This window comes from Cupriavidus sp. SS-3 (genome assembly GCF_035818815.1).
In the GTDB taxonomy this organism is placed as follows: Bacteria; Pseudomonadota; Gammaproteobacteria; order Burkholderiales; family Burkholderiaceae; genus Cupriavidus; species Cupriavidus taiwanensis_C.
The window spans coordinates 49361-64041 of record NZ_JAYLVT010000022.1; the positions used below are offsets into that span (position 1 = coordinate 49361).

Genomic DNA, 14681 nt, shown 5'->3' on the forward strand with positions numbered 1-14681 from the left:
CGGCTCAGTTGCCCGAGCGTCCGGGCACTGTGGTCCGGGTTCCAGCCTTCGGCAGCCTGGGCGCGATGCTCTCTTCGAGCACGTCAAGCCGGTAGCCATGCGCGTAGACCACCGTGATCACGATGCCGTTGGCCACGCCGATGCGCAGGGTCTTGCGCAGCCGCGAGATCAGGCCCGCCAGCGCCCGCGACAGCGGCGGCAGTTCATGCCGCCAGATTGCCTGCTGGATGCGCTCGGCAGCCAGCACGCGGCCGACGTTCGAGAACAGCATCATGGCCAGGTCGAATTCCTTCGGCGTCATGGCGATGCGCTCGCCGTGCAGCGTGGCGAAGCGCCCCATGCTGTTGAGCTGGTAGGGGCCGGCCTGCACCACCAGGCCCTGGCGCACGCGCTCGCCGGTCACGCGCCGGCGCAATGCCGTGATGCGCGCCATCAGCACGCGCGCATTGAGCGGGCGGCAAACGTAGTCGTCGGCGCCCGCGTCGAGCGCATCGACCAGCTTGTCTTCGCTGTTGTCGGCAGCCAGCAGGATGATCGGCACATCGCGCGAGCGCGCGCTGCGCACCGCGCGCACCACTTCCAGCGCCGGCAGGTCGGGCAGGGCATCGTCGATCAGCAGCATGTCGTACAACTCCTGGCTGACGCGGTGGATCAGCTCGCGGCCGGTCTCGAACACGCGGCAACGAAAGCCGGCGCCCTCCAGCAGTTCGGCCACGGTACGGAGTTGGGGCGAAAAGCCCATGAGCAGCGCAATGTTCATCGGAGGCGGACCACAGGGCAGGATACGAACCGTCAGGCGAAAGCCGGCAAGGAGCGCCCGGGCCGCGGTCGGACAGCCCTGGCCACGACACCTCGATGGCATCGCGTTGCCTAGCCAGAAAGCGTATTGAAAGTGCGGTCTGAAAAACAATCAGACATTGCTGAAATACCTGCCGATATTCGTGATTCGCCGTGATAGAAGCGCAGTCGATGGTGGAGCTGCGGCAGCTGACGGCGCTATGGAAAGTTGTCCACAGTTCCTGTGGACAAACAGGGGCATGCTGCCCCGACGGCGGCCTGGCACCGTGATGCCATCGGCGTGCCAAAAAAGAAGGCAGCGCCGGCCGGCGGCGCACAGCCGGGCGCCTACATCCGGGACCGTGCTGTGCCAAAATAGCGCGCATCGCGACCCGGTCAGCGGACACAAGCCACCGATGCTGCAGAGCCCGAGTGTCATCGCCATCATCGTGCTGGCCTTTCACGTCGTAGGCGTGGTGGCCGCGCTGCATGCCGTCATGACGGTGCGCACCGCGCCGGGGGCGATTGCCTGGGCCGGCTCGCTGCTGATGATGCCGTATTTCACCCTGGTGCCTTACCTGATCTTCGGGCGCAGCACCTTCGCCGGCTATGTCGACGCGCGCCGCTTCAACGACGACCGGCTGCGTGAAATCCGCCACGGCATGACCCCGCGCGAGCGCGAGGCGCGCAGCGCCTGCGTGGTCCACGCGCCGGTGCAGGCCTGCATGCGCGCGCTGCCGCGCCTGACCGGCATGCCTTGCCTGGCCAACAACGATGTGCGCCTGCTCATCGACGGCGAGCAGACCTTCGAGGCGATCTTCGCGGCGATGGAGCGCGCCCGGCAGGTGCTGATCGTGCAGTTCTTCATCGTCCACGACGATGCGCTCGGCCGGCGCCTGCAGGCGCTGATGTGCGAGCGCGCGCAGGCTGGCGTCAAGGTGTACTTCCTGTTCGACCGCATCGGCTGCCACGCCATGTCGCGCCGCTACGTGCGCACGCTGCTCGATGCCGGGGTCGAGGCGAGGGCGTTCTCCACGCATCGCGGTTTCGTCAACCGGTTCCAGCTCAATTTCCGCAACCACCGCAAGCTGGTGGTCGTGGACGGCTGCGAAGCATTCATCGGTGGCCACAATGTCGGGGTCGAATACCTGGGCCAGCGTCCGCCGCTGGCGCCCTGGCGCGACACCCATATCGCGCTGCGCGGCAGCGCCGTGCTGGACTTGCAGATGGCGTTTGCCGAAGACTGGTACTGGGCCGCGCGCGAGGTGCCGCATCTGCTGATGCCACCGCCCGAGGCGGGCGGGAGCATGACCTGCCAGGTGGTGCCGTCGGGGCCGGCCGATGCGCAGGAAACCTGCTCGCTGTTCTTTGTCGAGGCGATCCAGTCGGCGCGCCACCGGCTGTGGATCACGTCGCCGTATTTCGTTCCGGACGAGGCCGTGTTCGCAGTGCTGCGGCTGGCGGTGCTGCGCGGCGTGGATGTGCGCATCCTGATCCCGGCGCGGCCGGACCACCTGGTGGTCTATGCCGCCTCCACGCTGTACGCCCACAAGGCCATTGCCGCTGGCATCAAGATCTATCGCTACCAACCTGGCTTCCTGCACCAGAAGGTGATCCTGATCGACGACGAGGCCGCCGCCGTCGGCACCGCGAACCTTGACAACCGCTCGTTCCGGCTCAATTTCGAACTGATGGTGATGACGGCCGACCAGGGCTTTGCGGCGCAGGTGGCGGCAATGCTCGAGGCCGACTTCGCGCAGGCCCGCCGGGTCGGGCTGGACGAGTTCCTCGCCGCACCGGCGCCACTGCGGGTGGCGATGCACGTCGCCTCCCTGTTCGCGCCGATTCTCTGAGCCGCGGCCCCTGCCAACGTCGATGCAACAAGCTTGTGACAGTTTGATTGTGTACACTGTTCACTATAAGACTCTGCACATCATGAACTGTCATTCGTTTTCCGGGAGGCCGGCATGAACCGGGAAGCCTCCGCACCGCCCGCACGGGCGACCTATCGCCATGGCGACCTGCGCCGCGCGCTGCTCGACGCCGGCATCGACCTGGCACGCGAGGGCGGCCCCGACGCCATCGTGCTGCGCGAAGCGACGCGCCGCGCCGGCGTGGTGCCCAATGCCGCGTACCGCCATTTCGCCAGCCGGCAAGACCTGCTGCAGGCGGTGCGCGCGTCGGCCTTGTCTGCGCTGGCGATCGCCATGGAAGCCGAAATCGGCGGGCTGCGCCCGGGCCGTGGCGCCGCCGCGCATGCGCGCGCCTGCCTGCGCGCGGTCGGCACGGGCTACCTCCGTTTTGCCCTCACGGAAACCGGCCTGTTCCGCACGGCGTTCTCGGTGCCGGATGAAGTGGAAGACGACGCCGACCCGGCCAAGGCCGGCAACAGCGGCCTGAACCCTTTCCAGCTGCTGGGCGCGGCGCTGGACCAGCTGGTGGAGGCGGGGGTGCTGCCCGCCGAGCGCCGCCCGGGCGCCGAATACCTGGCGTGGTCGGCCGTGCACGGGCTGGCGATCCTGCTGATCGACGGCCCGCTGCGCAGCCGCGCCAGCGAGCAGGCGGAGATCCTGGGGCAGCGCGTGCTCGAGATGGTCGAGAAGGGCCTGTAGCCCGAAATTGCGGCATAAATCGCTGCACAAAAAAATGCCACGATGGCGGGGACCATCGTGGCAACGTAAGGAGCCAGGAAGGGGGGCAACCTGGCTCTGTCGGGCACCCAGGGTCGGGTGCAGGAACAATGTATTCCGTTGATTCTCATCTGAATATCGGACACTTCTTAAATATGTCTTTGTTTTGTCCCGATATAGGCACCCGCACGGCCATGGCTTGGCCGGGGGGCGTCGGGCAGGTTCGGTTCACCGGAATGCAGGGCCGGCCGCGCGGTCTAACTTGCGTGCCTGCCAGCTCTGGCAGGCTGAGCGCCGACCGTGGGAGGAGCATCATGCAATACGGAATCGGAGTGATCCTCGTCGCGACCGCGCTGGCCGGGTGCGTGGCGTACCCGTATGCCGGCGACCCGTATCCGGCCTATCCCGCCTACTCGGTGTCGACGCCGTACTACCAGACCTACCCGGCCTATCCCGCCTATCCGGCATATGGCTATCCGTATTACCGTCCATGGCCGGCCTATGGCAGCTTCGCCTTCATCTATGGCGGCGGCGGACGCGGCCATCACTGGCATGGCCATGGCCACCACGGGCGGGGTGGCTGGCATGGCGGCGGGCGCGGGGGTGGCAGAGGAGGTGGCGGCAGAGGCCACTGAGCGGTGGGCGACCGCATGGCAATGCCGGGCCGCCAGGGTTACCATCGGTTCACGGTCGCCAACGGAGCCATATCGCCATGAGCAAGCCCGCACAGAAGCACCAGCCCCAACCGACGAAGCCAGCGCAGCAGCCATCCCGTGACGAACTGATCGAGCGCGAACTCGATGAGGCGCTGAAGGATACCTTCCCCGCCAGCGACCCGGTCGCGGTCGACACCGACGTGCCGCACCGGCCCGGCAAGTCGAAGCCGGGCAAGTAAAGCGCGGAGAAACAAGGCATCCGGACCAATGCGTCCGGACGCACGGGCGCGCTAGGGCAACTGGCGCAGTTGCCCGATGACGGACATCAGCCGCCCGTGCGCGACGATGACGCCTGACTCATCCTGCAGCGCTTCCTGGTAGCGTTTGCGGAATGAGGGGTCGGCACCGTCGCTGAAGAGTTTTTCGGCGGCGCGACCGACGGCACGGCAGGTGTCGTCGTGGTGTTCCTTGGCCTCGAGCTCTTCGTCGATCTCGATGATCAGGCGCGACAGCGGGTCGAGCCAGCGGAAGTAGTTGTCTTCAGTCACCAGCTGGACAAACAGGCCGGCCGGAATCGGACCGTTCAGGCGTTCGTACTGGGCCCGGTCATAGCCGATGACTTCCTTGTGAACCTGCAGCAGGGCCGCGCGCAGGGCCTTCAGCCCCGAGCGGCGCGTTTCCTGCGTGGCGAGGAATTGTTCGTTGGGCATGCCCATCTCCGCGTTTCCACTTGATCGGGTCCGGGCAGCGGCGCGTCGTCGCGGGCCTGTACCGCCAGCGCTTGCGCGGCGGTGACTGTCTGCCGGATGTTCCGTGCGCGGCGTCCGGCCTGTGCCGGCACTGTCCCGCGCGCCTGCCAGTATAGGCAGGCCCCGCGGGGCGAGCCAGAGGCGCCGGCTAGCGAAATACCCGTATTTGCGCCGGCCCCGGCGCATGGTTGGCGGACATGGCGAGTCGCTCAGGGGCTGTCGCTGTCATCGGGTGCCAGCAGATCGGCCGCGCGCGAGCGACGTGCATCGGCCGCGCGGAAATAGCGGACCACCGTCGATACGCTGGCATGGCCGGTCATGGCCATGGTTTCAGCCAGCGGCACTTGCTGCGCCGCCGCTTCCGTGACAAAGCCCGAGCGCAGCGAATGCGCGGAATAATCGCCGTCCAGCCCAGCCAGCGCGCAACGGGCCTTGACGATGCGGCTGACCGCCGCATCCGACAAGCCTTCTCCCACATGTCCACCGCGCCGGATGCGGCGAAACAGCGGGCCGTGCTCGATCCCCGCCGCGGCCAGCCACGCCTCGAGCGCCTGTCCGGCGGCGCCGGTGACGGGCTTGGCGGTATCGGCGTGCTCGCTGCCTGACTGGTTGGTCTTCGACCAGCCCAGCACATAGACAAAGTCCCCGGGGCCCACACGCGTAAGGTTGTCCATGGTGGCGCGCGCGACTTCGGAGCGGCGACGCCCGCCGCTGGCCCACGCGAACAGCAGCAGCGCGCGATCGCGCAACCCGGCCAGCGAGCCATCGCAGGTATCAAGCAGGCGCAGCAGCGGCGCGCGTGTCAGGGCGGCCTTGCGTGCCTGGCGGTGGCCGCGGCGCGCGTAGGCGCGCCGGGTGCTGGCCATCAATTCGCGCACGCCGGCATCGGCGCAGGGGTTGGGCAGGCCTTGCAGCTGGTGGGCCTTGGCGATGACCGCGAGCCGGTGGCTCAGCGTGGACAGCGCGGGCGGGCCGGGTCGTGCCTTGCATCCGTCAGCGACCAGCGCCTGGTCGATCGCGGCCGGCATCTCGCAGACAGGGCCCTGCGGCGTCTGGCGCGTGGCGTGGTCGACGATGAACTGGATAACGACGGCGGGCGCAAGCGGCAGCCGTACTGGCTGCCGGTAGCGCAGCGCATACCAGGCAGACCAGTAGCGCAATGCGGAGCGGTAGCTTGCCACCGTGTTGCGGGATTCGCCTTCCTGGCGCAGCGCGTTGGCCGCCTGCTCGGCGAGAGGATCCAGTTGGGACGTGCGGAGCGGAGCCGGTAAGTCGACATCGGAGGGAATCGGTGGGAAGTAGGCCTCGTGGGCGTCTCGGATTTTGATCATATTAAATATGATGTATGCTGTAATATATCATACGTAAATAACGAATAGAAGCCGATAAGTCTCCATTATCGAACCTTATTTGTGGCTTTTCAGGAATTCGACGCATCCCATCATGGAAACGCTCCGCAGCCGAGGCATCACCCGCGACGACGTCTGGCAAGCCGCCGACAGCCTGCTCAAGGCCGGCCAGCGGCCGACCATCGAACGCATCCGCCTGCATCTGGGGCGAGGCTCGCCCAACACCGTGAGTCCGCACCTGGATGCGTGGTTTGCTGCGCTGGGCGGGCGGATCCAGGATCCGCAGGGCTTCGCGCCGGCGCCAGGCTGTCCCGAGCCCGTCACGGAAGCCGCGCGATACCTGTGGGAGGCAGCGCTGCAAAGCGCCAGGGCCTCGGCCGAGGCCGCGTTGGCGCAGCGGGAAGCCGCGCTGGTGGAAGCGAACGCGGCGCTGCAGCAGGAGCGCGAAGCGCTGGCGCAGGAACGCCAGGTCATGCAGGCGCGGCTCGAAGGCGCGGAGGCTGCCATGGCGGAACTGACGCGGGCACGCGACGAGGCGGCCGAGCGCGCCGCGCGCGCCGAAACCGCTGCGGCCGCATGGCAGCAGCAAGCCGAAGCGCTGCGCGCCGAGCACGCCTCCGCGCTGGCCGCGCGCCATGCGATGCAGAACGACTTTGAAGCCCGGCGCGCGGCATGGGACCAGGAACGCGAAACGCTGATGCAGCGCACCGCCGCCAACGAGCGCCGCATGGCGCTGGAACTGGATGCCGCGCGCGTGACCGCCAGGGAAGCGCAAAAGCTGCTCGAGGCCGAGCGCAAGGCGGCGGTCGAGCGACTGAGCCGGGCCGCGGAGGCGGCGTCGCGCCAGGGCAGCGAGATGATCCGGCTCGGCCAGGCGATTGCGGTGCTGGAAGAACGGGTGCGTCAGCGGGAAAGCCTGCTGGCGGAGTACCGCGAGCAGGCCGGCGCGGCGCCTGCCGAAGCCACGGCTGTGGCAACGCCGCCCCGGCGGAGCCGTCCGGCCCGCATCGCGCTGTCCGTCGGCAAGGGAAGACGGCGCGGCCGGGGGCTGTAGGCCGACCGGCCTTCCGGCAAGAAGCGCAGCGCAAGGCATGCTGGCGGGGAATCAATTGAGCTATACTGAAGGCTCATTTGATGAGGTCTGCCATGCCGCGCGTGCTCACGCCTGAAGGCCATTATCCGCTCGCACACCAACGCCGCGCCGCCCGCCAACTCAGCGTCAATAGCTACCTGGCGGTCTACGAGGCCACGCTGTCGACCGAAGGCGCCATGTCGGTGATCCACGCCATCCGCGAGGGCGTGCCGGCTTCCGATCTCAACCGGCTGGCCGAATCGATGGGCACGAGCAAGGAACAGCTGATCAAGACGCTGGATTTGCCGCGTGCCACCGTCGACCGCAAGGCGCGCGCCCACCAGAACCTGTCGAGCGAGCAGAGCGAGCGCGTGCTGGGCATGGTGCGGCTGGTGGGCCAGGTGCAGGCGCTGGTGGAAAGCTCGGGCGATGCGCGCGGCTTCAATGCGGCGCAGTGGGTGGCGCAGTGGCTGGAGCAGCCGTCGCCGGCGCTGGGCGGCCAACGCCCCGCCGCGCTGATGGATACCGTCGCGGGCCAGCGCATCGTCTCCGACCTGGTGGCCAGGATGCAGAGCGGGGCCTACGCTTGAGGCCGGCGTGGCGCATCGCGACCGACACGCCCCTCTATACCGCGGACGATGCCAGCGGCGCCGGCGCCAAGGCGAGCGGAGGGCGCTGGAACCGGCAGGGCACCTCCCTGATTTACGCGGCCTCGAGCATTGCGCTGGCGTGCCTGGAAACGCTGGTTCACCTGGGCTCGGCCGGCCTGCCGTTGAACCGCTACCTGGTCCGCATCGATATTCCCGACGACTTGTGGGCCGCGGCAGGGCGCTGGACGGCGGCCAGCGCGCCCGTCGGCTGGGATGCCATTCCCGCCGGCAAGACCAGCCTCGACACCGGCGAGGCCTGGGTCCGCGCGGGCACGAGCGCCTTGCTGCTGGTGCCTTCCATCGTGATTCCCGAAGAGTACAACGTGCTGGTCAATCCCTTGCACGCGGATGCCGGGCGGCTGGCCTATACCAAGGTGCGCCGCTGGCAGTACGACGCACGGCTGGCCTGAGGCAGGATCACGCCGCGCCGCCGGCCCGCAGCAGGTGTTTCTGGATCTTGCCGCTGGTGGTCTTGGGCAGCGCTTCGACGAAATGGTAGCGGCGCGGCCGCTTGTAGGCAGCGAGCCGGTCGCCTTGCAGCAGGAAGGCATCGAGCTGTTCCGCGCTCGGCGCGGCCTCGCCGCGCGCCACCACATAGGCACCGACCACCTGGCCCCAGGTGGGATCGGGCTCGCCCAGCACCGCGACTTCGAGCACGCCGGGATGCTCGATCAGGGCGTCTTCCACCTCGCGCGGATAGACGTTCTCGGCGCCGGAATTGATCATGTAGTCGATGCGGTCGCGGATCCACAGGTAGCCGTCGGCATCCACGCTGCCGAGGTCGCCGGTGTGGTACCAGCCATGCGCCAGCGCGCGTGCGTTGGCATCCGGGCGGTTCAGGTAGCCCTGCATCATGCATGGGCCGCGCACCAGCACTTCGCCGACTTCGCCCGGCGCGCACGGCTGCGACGGGTCGGTCGGTGCGCCGTCCTCGCGCAGCCTTGCCACCAGCAGCTCGTGGTCCAGCGCGGGCAGGCCGGCAGAGCCGGCGCGGCTAAGTTGTTCGTGCGGGTAGAGCACCGACATGCATGGTCCCATTTCCGTGGTGCCGTAGACCTGCACCAGCCCCGCGCCGACCTTGCGGTCCCATTCGCGGATCAGGTGCGGCGCCATCGAAGCGCCGCCGTACTCCACCAGCCGCAGCGAGGACAGGTCGCGGGTTGCAGCGTCCGGATGGTCTAGCAGCATGCCGACCATGGTCGGCGCGGCGAAGAAGTGCGTGACGCCCTCGGCTTCGACCAGCTGCCACGCCTCGCCCGCATCGAAGCGGCGCTGCAGCACCTGGGTGGCGCCGACCTGCAGGCGCGGCAGGAAGCTGGTATGCAGCTCGGCGGTGTGGTTCAGCGGCGCGAGCGACAGGCCCACATCCTCGCGCGCCAGCATCATGGCCTGGTGCATCATCGCGTTGTGCTGCAGCTTGCTGCGATGGGTGTGCATGACGCCCTTGGGCCGGCCGGTGGTGCCGCTGGTGTACATCAGGATGCAGGGATCGTTCTTGTCGACCGTCACCGTCGGCGGCGTGTCGGGCCGGTCCGCCGCCAGCGTGTCGAGCCGGTGCGTGGCGAAGGCGGGCGCCGGGTCGGCGTCGGCATAGAGGCGCAACGTGGTGCCGGGCGCCAGTTCGGCGGCCTTTTCCACGACGGCCGCGCCTTCGCGTTCGAACAGCAGCGCCCTGGCGCCGCCATCGTTCAGGATGTAGGCCAGCTCCTGCGCCGCCAGGCGGTAGTTGACCGGGTTGAAGACCGCGCCCAGGCGCGCCGTGGCCAGCAGCGTAAAGACGAAGGCCGGCGTGTTGTAGAGGAAGGCCGCCACCACGTCGCCCTTGCCGATGCCGAGCGACTGCAAGGCATGTGCGTGGCGGTTGACCTCGGCATCCAGCTGCGCAAAGGTCCACGCGCGCCGCCCGGCGCCGATGCCGCTGACCAGCGCGGTCTTGTGCGGCAGGTTGCGCGCGGGCCAGGTCAGGGTGTCGCCAAGGGTGATGCCGCGGGTCAAGGTCGGTCTCCGGTCGTCCGCCGCCTGGCAGGCAGGCGCTTGTTGTCTTGTGAGCCGGACAATATAGAGCGGCGCGTGGGGCACATGGAAATAACGATTTGCTCTTTCTTTATGCCCGTTAAGCGGTAAGGGCGTTCCTCGGCCAGTCACTACTGTATATTTGTACAGTTTTCGCCGTGCCCATTGTCTGTGTCCGCCGTCACCGCGCCCCCTCCCGTCACGCCCGCACCGCTCACTGCGTCCACTGCGTCCACTGCGCCGACGCAGCCCGCGTACGTCGTCGCAGTGCGCGCGCTGTGCGAGTTCACCGCCAAGGCGGGTGACCTGGACCTGCGTTTCATGCCGACGCCGTCGGCGCAGGAGGGGGTGGCGGGCCATGGCGTGGTGACCGGCCGTCGCGGCGCGGGCTATCAGGCGGAAGTGGCGCTGTCCGCGGATTTCGGTCCGCTTCATGTCCGTGGCCGTGCCGACGGCTACGATCCCGCTGCCAACCGGCTCGAGGAAATCAAGACGGTCCGCGGCGACGCCGCCGTGCCGGACAACCACCGCCACCTGCACTGGGCCCAGGCCAGGATCTATGGCTGCCTGCTGTGCCGCAAGCTGGGGCTGCCCGGGCTGGAGATCGCGCTGGTCTATTTCGACATCGTCAGCCAGCGCGAGCACCCGGTGGTGGCGCATTTCGACGCGCCGGCGCTCGAGGCGTTCTTTGTCCAGTCCTGCGAGCGCTTCCTGCACTGGGCCCAGGCCGAGCTGGCGCACCGGCAGGCGCGCGATGCCGCGTTGGCGCAGCTGGCGTTTCCGCACCAGGGCTTTCGCCCGGGCCAGCGCGAGCTGGCGCAGGCGGTCTACAACGCCAACCGCGCCGGCCGCCACCTGCTGGCGCAGGCGCCCACCGGCATCGGCAAGTCGGTCGGGACGCTGTTCCCGGTGCTCAAGGCCATGCCGGGCCAGCGGCTCGACAAGGTGTTCTTCCTGTCGGCGCGCTCCACCGGGCGCGGGGTGGCGCTGCACGCCGCCGCGGCCCTGCGCGGCCATGGCGCGCAGCCGCTGCGCGTGCTCGAGCTGACTGCGCGCGACAAGGCCTGCGAGCATCCGGAGCTGGCCTGCCATGGCGAATCGTGCCCGCTGGCGCGCGGCTTCTATGACCGCCTGCCGGCCGCGCGCGAAGCGGCGCGCGCCATGCCGGTGCGCGACCGCGCCGCGGTGCGCGAACTGGCGCGGCAACATGCCATCTGCCCTTACTACCTGGCGCAGGAACTGGTGCGCTGGAGCGACGTGGTGGTGGCCGACTACAACTACTACTTCGACCGCAGCGCAATGCTGTACGCGCTGACCGTGGCCAATGGCTGGCGCGCCAGCGTGCTGGTGGACGAGGCCCACAACCTGGTCGAGCGCGGCCGCGCGATGTACACGGCGGAGCTGGACCCGCAAGCGCTGCGCGAGCTGCGCCGCGGCGCGCCGGCGCCGCTATCGCGGCCGCTGGCACGGCTGGCGCGGCAGTGGAGCACACTCGCGCGCCAGGGTGACGATGCCTACGAGGTCCTGCCGGAAGTGCCCGCGGCCTTTCGCCGCGCGCTGGAAGAATGCTGTGCGGCGGCGCTGGCCTACATGACCGAGCATCCAGGCGCGCACGATCCCGCGCTGCAGCGCTTCTACTTTGACGCACTGCATTTCGCCCGCCTGGCCGAACAGCTCGATGCGCATTCGCTGTTCGATATCCAGCGCGTGTCGCGGCGCCGCGGCTATCATGCGCGGCTTTGCCTGCGCAACGTGATCCCGGCCCCGTTCCTGCGCCCGCGCCTTGCCGCCGCGCATTCGGTCACGCTGTTTTCCGCGACCCTCGATCCCGCGGACTATTACCTCGACACGCTGGGCCTGCCGCCCGATTGTGCGCGCGTGCAAGTGCCATCGCCATTCCGCGCCGAGCAGCTGTCGGTGCGGATTGCCTCGCGCATCTCCACCCGCTATGCGCGGCGCGGGCAGTCGCTGCCGGCCCTCGTGGCGCTGATGGCGGACCAGTTCCGCGCGCGCCGAGGCAACTACCTGGCCTTTTTCAGCAGCCACGAATACCTGCAGCAGGCCGTCGCCCGCTTCGCCGGATCGCACCCGGACATCCCGCATTGGGTCCAGGCGCGCGGCATGGACGAAGCCGCGCAGGCGGCGTTCCTGGCGGCCTTTGCGGAAGGCGGCGAGGGCATTGGCTTTGCGGTGCTCGGCGGCGCCTTTGCCGAGGGCGTGGACCTGCCGGGCGAGCGCCTGATCGGCGCCTTCGTCGCCACGCTGGGGCTGCCGCAGTTCAACGCCGTCAACGAGCAGTTCCGCGCGCGCATGGAGCAGGCGTTCGGCCGGGGCTATGCCTATGCCTACCTGTATCCCGGGCTGCGCAAGGTAGTGCAGGCCGCGGGCCGGGTGATTCGCACGCAGCAGGACCAGGGCGTGCTGTATCTGATCGATGACCGCTTTGCCGCGGCGGAGGTGCGGGAGCTGCTGCCGTCATGGTGGGAAATCGCGCCGGCGGCGTAGAAATTACACGCTGGCGTCGCGGATGCGGCATGCTGGCGCCGTAGCCCCGCCTCAGGTTGGCCTCGCGCTGGCCTGGAACGAATCTGGCAGGCACACCGTCACGCGCCAACCGAAAGGAAACACCATGCCGATGACTCAACACTATGCCGCCACCGAGCCGACCCGCACCGAAGTGGACACGCTGTCCGGCGCCACCGTGCTGGAGTTCGGCGCGCCGTGGTGCGGCTATTGCCAGCGGGCCCAGCCGGCGCTGGCCGAGGCATTTTCCGTGCATCCGGACCTGCGCCACCTGAAGATCGAAGACGGCAGCGGACGGCCGCTGGGCCGGTCGTTCCGCATCAAGCTGTGGCCAACGCTGGTGTTCCTGCGCGACGGCCAGGAAGTGGCCAGGCTGGTGCGGCCCACGGAAGCGGAGCCCATCCGCGAGGCGATGCGCCGCATCGCCTGACCGCCGCGCGCTGGCACCGGCTTATTTCGCGAACACCTGGCTCAGGTCGCCAAAGGCCTTGAATTCGAGCGCGTTGCCCGACGGGTCCAGGAAGAACATGGTGGCCTGTTCGCCGACCTGGCCCTTGAAGCGCACGTGCGGCTCGATCACGAACCGGGTGCCGGCCGCGCGCAGGCGTTCGGCCAGCGCCTCCCATTGGTCCATCGGCAGGATCGCGCCGAAATGGCGCACCGGCACGTCGTCGCCATCTACGGCGCTGGTGGCACGGTGGCCGCATTCCTCGGGCGACAGGTGCGCCACCACCTGGTGGCCATAGAAGTTGAAATCCACCCACGCCTCGGAGCTGCGGCCTTCCGGGCAGCCCAGCAACCCGCCATAGAAACTGCGCGCCTCGGCCAGGTCGCGCACGGGAAACGCCAGGTGGAACAAGGGGATCGTGGAAGTCGTGTTCATGGGGTTTGTTATGGAGGGAAGGTCTTGACCGGGCGGTGGATCGGCCCGCGCGTTGATTGTAGTCAGCACAAGCCGTAATATGAAGCGAATCATTTTTGCCCTGAGTATCAAAGATTTCAATAGATGATCCGCTACTTCCAGACCTTCCTGACGGCTGCCGAAACCGGGTCGTTTTCGGCGGCGGCGGCGCGGCTGGCGCTGACCCAGTCGGCCGTCAGCACGCAGATCCGGCGGCTCGAAGAGGAACTGGACTGCCGCCTGTTCGAGCGCACCGGCAAGTCGGTCGCGCTCAGCGACGCCGGGCACCGGTTGCTGCCGGAGGCGCGCCGCTTTGTCGAGCTCTATGCCGCGATGAAGGATCGCGCCGGGCCGCATGCCGAGGCCGCGCCGGTCGAGCTGGGCGCGGTGTCGACGGTGCAGGCCACCTTGCTGGCCGAGGCGATGCGGCACTTCCGCCAGCGCTTCCCGGACTCGCACGTCAACGTGGTGCCCGGCATGTCGACCCAGCTGCTGACGCAGGTCGATGCGCGCGAGCTCGACGTGGCCGTGCTGATCCGGCCGCGCCTGGGTTTGCCGCCGGACCTGAAGTGGGTGCCGCTGGTGCGCGAGCGCTTCGTCGGCATCGGGCCGGCGGGCTCGCCGCAGGAGCTGCGCGCGCTGCTGGAGGCGCTGCCCTTTATCCGCTACAACCGCCACAGCACCGGCGGCCAGCTGGTGGACCGCTACCTGAAACGGCAGCGGCTCTGGGTCAGGGAGGGGATGGAACTGGACGAGCCGGCGGTGATCCTGCAGATGGTGGCGGCGGGCCTGGGCTGCGCCATCATTCCGGCCGAGCTGGTGCCGCTGCGCGAGGCCGCCGGCGTGGTGCAGGTGCCGCTGCCGGGCGGGCCGCTCTATCGCGAGGTGGGCGTGCTGGTGCGTGAAGCGGCGCTGCGCCGCGCGCCGGTCGCGGCGCTGATCGACGCCTTCGTGGCGGCGAGCGCGCGCTGGCAGCCAGTCGAGGCTTAGAAAAGCTCAGAGGCTTGCGGGCAACACCATCGTCACCAGCACCGAGGCATCCGACACCGCCGTCACGTCGTAGCGCACGCAAGGCCCCAGGTACAGCAGGTCGCCCTGGTGCAGCTGGCGTTCGGAGCCGTCCACGCGCACGCGCACCTCGCCTTCGAGGCATTGCACGGTCATGGGTCCGTCGACCGCATGCGGGGGCACATGCTTGCCGGCCTTCAGCACCAGCCGCATGACTTCGAGGGGGCCTTCCTTGAACAGGGCCTGGGTGGCGGTCTGGTCCAGCCGCGCGCCCAGGGGCAGCACGCTGGCGATCTGTCCTGAAGCAAGATGGGGAAGGGACATGCGCGGCTCCTCGCGTCTGGTGGGGTGGC

The 14681-nt window shown here is 68.7% G+C and carries 16 protein-coding genes; 10 read left to right on the top strand and 6 right to left on the bottom strand.

From position 1 onward, the window contains the following. Nucleotides 1-4: 4 nt before the first annotated feature. Nucleotides 5-760 (bottom strand): response regulator transcription factor, encoded by a 756-nt coding sequence (locus U9J39_RS25465; protein ID WP_115713324.1) that lies wholly within the window; start codon nucleotides 758-760, stop codon nucleotides 5-7. Nucleotides 761-1193: 433 nt separating this feature from the next. On the opposite strand from U9J39_RS25465, the gene cls reads away from it, so the two are divergent. The 4 genes from cls to U9J39_RS25485 all read left to right on the top strand — a co-directional run bounded on the left by cls (nucleotide 1194) and on the right by U9J39_RS25485 (nucleotide 4302). Further along, the gene (cls, locus tag U9J39_RS25470) at nucleotides 1194-2630 is read left to right on the top strand and encodes a cardiolipin synthase (RefSeq protein WP_116314375.1); all 1437 of its coding nucleotides are present in this window, start codon (nucleotides 1194-1196) and stop codon (nucleotides 2628-2630) included. Nucleotides 2631-2744: 114 nt separating this feature from the next. Then, a complete protein-coding gene (locus tag U9J39_RS25475) occupies nucleotides 2745-3389 on the top strand; it encodes a TetR/AcrR family transcriptional regulator (RefSeq protein ID WP_115683015.1) in 645 nt (214 codons plus the stop codon). A 332-nt stretch (nucleotides 3390-3721) separates the two neighbouring features. After that, nucleotides 3722-4042: a hypothetical protein gene (locus U9J39_RS25480; protein ID WP_115683014.1), complete on the top strand. Its 321-nt coding sequence runs from the start codon at nucleotides 3722-3724 to the stop codon at nucleotides 4040-4042. Between the two features lie 77 nt (nucleotides 4043-4119). Further along, nucleotides 4120-4302 (top strand): hypothetical protein, encoded by a 183-nt coding sequence (locus U9J39_RS25485; protein WP_116314376.1) that lies wholly within the window; start codon nucleotides 4120-4122, stop codon nucleotides 4300-4302. Between the two features lie 51 nt (nucleotides 4303-4353). On the opposite strand, the gene U9J39_RS25490 is transcribed toward U9J39_RS25485, so the two are convergent. Further along, the gene (locus U9J39_RS25490) at nucleotides 4354-4779 is read right to left on the bottom strand and encodes a hypothetical protein (protein ID WP_115683013.1); all 426 of its coding nucleotides are present in this window, start codon (nucleotides 4777-4779) and stop codon (nucleotides 4354-4356) included. Nucleotides 4780-5021: 242 nt separating this feature from the next. Next, complete coding sequence (locus U9J39_RS25495; RefSeq protein WP_115713321.1) at nucleotides 5022-6143, bottom strand: site-specific integrase; 1122 nt, start codon at nucleotides 6141-6143, stop codon at nucleotides 5022-5024. Between the two features lie 112 nt (nucleotides 6144-6255). Between U9J39_RS25495 and U9J39_RS25500 the strand changes: the two genes are divergently transcribed. From U9J39_RS25500 to U9J39_RS25510, 3 genes are all read left to right on the top strand, one after another. Next, nucleotides 6256-7215: a DNA-binding protein gene (locus U9J39_RS25500; protein ID WP_326348464.1), complete on the top strand. Its 960-nt coding sequence runs from the start codon at nucleotides 6256-6258 to the stop codon at nucleotides 7213-7215. A gap of 92 nt (nucleotides 7216-7307) precedes the next feature. Then, nucleotides 7308-7823, top strand: a complete 516-nt coding sequence (gene parS / locus U9J39_RS25505) for a type II RES/Xre toxin-antitoxin system antitoxin (RefSeq protein ID WP_115713319.1) — start codon at nucleotides 7308-7310, stop codon at nucleotides 7821-7823. Then, the gene (locus U9J39_RS25510) at nucleotides 7820-8293 is read left to right on the top strand and encodes an RES family NAD+ phosphorylase (RefSeq protein WP_326348466.1); all 474 of its coding nucleotides are present in this window, start codon (nucleotides 7820-7822) and stop codon (nucleotides 8291-8293) included. The genes parS and U9J39_RS25510 overlap by 4 nt, the downstream gene beginning before the upstream one ends. Nucleotides 8294-8300: 7 nt before the next feature. On the opposite strand, the gene U9J39_RS25515 is transcribed toward U9J39_RS25510, so the two are convergent. Next, nucleotides 8301-9878, bottom strand: a complete 1578-nt coding sequence (locus tag U9J39_RS25515) for a fatty acid--CoA ligase (RefSeq protein WP_326348467.1) — start codon at nucleotides 9876-9878, stop codon at nucleotides 8301-8303. Nucleotides 9879-10061: 183 nt separating this feature from the next. On the opposite strand from U9J39_RS25515, the gene U9J39_RS25520 reads away from it, so the two are divergent. Then, entirely contained in the window at nucleotides 10062-12401 is a 2340-nt protein-coding gene (locus tag U9J39_RS25520; RefSeq protein ID WP_326348468.1) for an ATP-dependent DNA helicase, read from the top strand. 124 nt (nucleotides 12402-12525) lie between these two features. Then, nucleotides 12526-12849, top strand: a complete 324-nt coding sequence (locus U9J39_RS25525; RefSeq protein ID WP_111521599.1) for a thioredoxin family protein — start codon at nucleotides 12526-12528, stop codon at nucleotides 12847-12849. Nucleotides 12850-12870: 21 nt separating this feature from the next. Here U9J39_RS25525 and U9J39_RS25530 read toward each other — a convergent pair whose 3' ends face one another. Next, complete coding sequence (locus U9J39_RS25530; protein WP_115683006.1) at nucleotides 12871-13302, bottom strand: VOC family protein; 432 nt, start codon at nucleotides 13300-13302, stop codon at nucleotides 12871-12873. Nucleotides 13303-13425: 123 nt separating this feature from the next. Between U9J39_RS25530 and U9J39_RS25535 the strand changes: the two genes are divergently transcribed. After that, entirely contained in the window at nucleotides 13426-14310 is an 885-nt protein-coding gene (locus tag U9J39_RS25535; RefSeq protein ID WP_116314382.1) for a LysR family transcriptional regulator, read from the top strand. Nucleotides 14311-14316: 6 nt separating this feature from the next. Here the strand turns inward: U9J39_RS25535 and U9J39_RS25540 are convergent, their stop codons facing one another. Next, nucleotides 14317-14652, bottom strand: a complete 336-nt coding sequence (locus tag U9J39_RS25540) for a cupin domain-containing protein (protein ID WP_115713315.1) — start codon at nucleotides 14650-14652, stop codon at nucleotides 14317-14319. Between the last annotated feature and the right edge of the window lie 29 nt (nucleotides 14653-14681).

Excerpts from the sequence above, each read along its gene's own strand:
- U9J39_RS25465 (WP_115713324.1), bottom strand. The coding sequence starts at position 760 with ATGAACATTGCGCTGCTCATGGGCTTTTCGCCCCAACTCCGTACCGTG.
- cls (WP_116314375.1), top strand. The coding sequence starts at position 1,194 with ATGCTGCAGAGCCCGAGTGTCATCGCCATCATCGTGCTGGCCTTTCAC.
- U9J39_RS25475 (WP_115683015.1), top strand. The coding sequence starts at position 2,745 with ATGAACCGGGAAGCCTCCGCACCGCCCGCACGGGCGACCTATCGCCAT.
- U9J39_RS25480 (WP_115683014.1), top strand. The coding sequence starts at position 3,722 with ATGCAATACGGAATCGGAGTGATCCTCGTCGCGACCGCGCTGGCCGGG.
- U9J39_RS25485 (WP_116314376.1), top strand. The coding sequence starts at position 4,120 with ATGAGCAAGCCCGCACAGAAGCACCAGCCCCAACCGACGAAGCCAGCG.
- U9J39_RS25490 (WP_115683013.1), bottom strand. The coding sequence starts at position 4,779 with ATGGGCATGCCCAACGAACAATTCCTCGCCACGCAGGAAACGCGCCGC.
- U9J39_RS25495 (WP_115713321.1), bottom strand. The coding sequence starts at position 6,143 with ATGATCAAAATCCGAGACGCCCACGAGGCCTACTTCCCACCGATTCCC.
- U9J39_RS25500 (WP_326348464.1), top strand. The coding sequence starts at position 6,256 with ATGGAAACGCTCCGCAGCCGAGGCATCACCCGCGACGACGTCTGGCAA.
- parS (WP_115713319.1), top strand. The coding sequence starts at position 7,308 with ATGCCGCGCGTGCTCACGCCTGAAGGCCATTATCCGCTCGCACACCAA.
- U9J39_RS25525 (WP_111521599.1), top strand. The coding sequence starts at position 12,526 with ATGCCGATGACTCAACACTATGCCGCCACCGAGCCGACCCGCACCGAA.
- U9J39_RS25530 (WP_115683006.1), bottom strand. The coding sequence starts at position 13,302 with ATGAACACGACTTCCACGATCCCCTTGTTCCACCTGGCGTTTCCCGTG.
- U9J39_RS25535 (WP_116314382.1), top strand. The coding sequence starts at position 13,426 with ATGATCCGCTACTTCCAGACCTTCCTGACGGCTGCCGAAACCGGGTCG.
- U9J39_RS25540 (WP_115713315.1), bottom strand. The coding sequence starts at position 14,652 with ATGTCCCTTCCCCATCTTGCTTCAGGACAGATCGCCAGCGTGCTGCCC.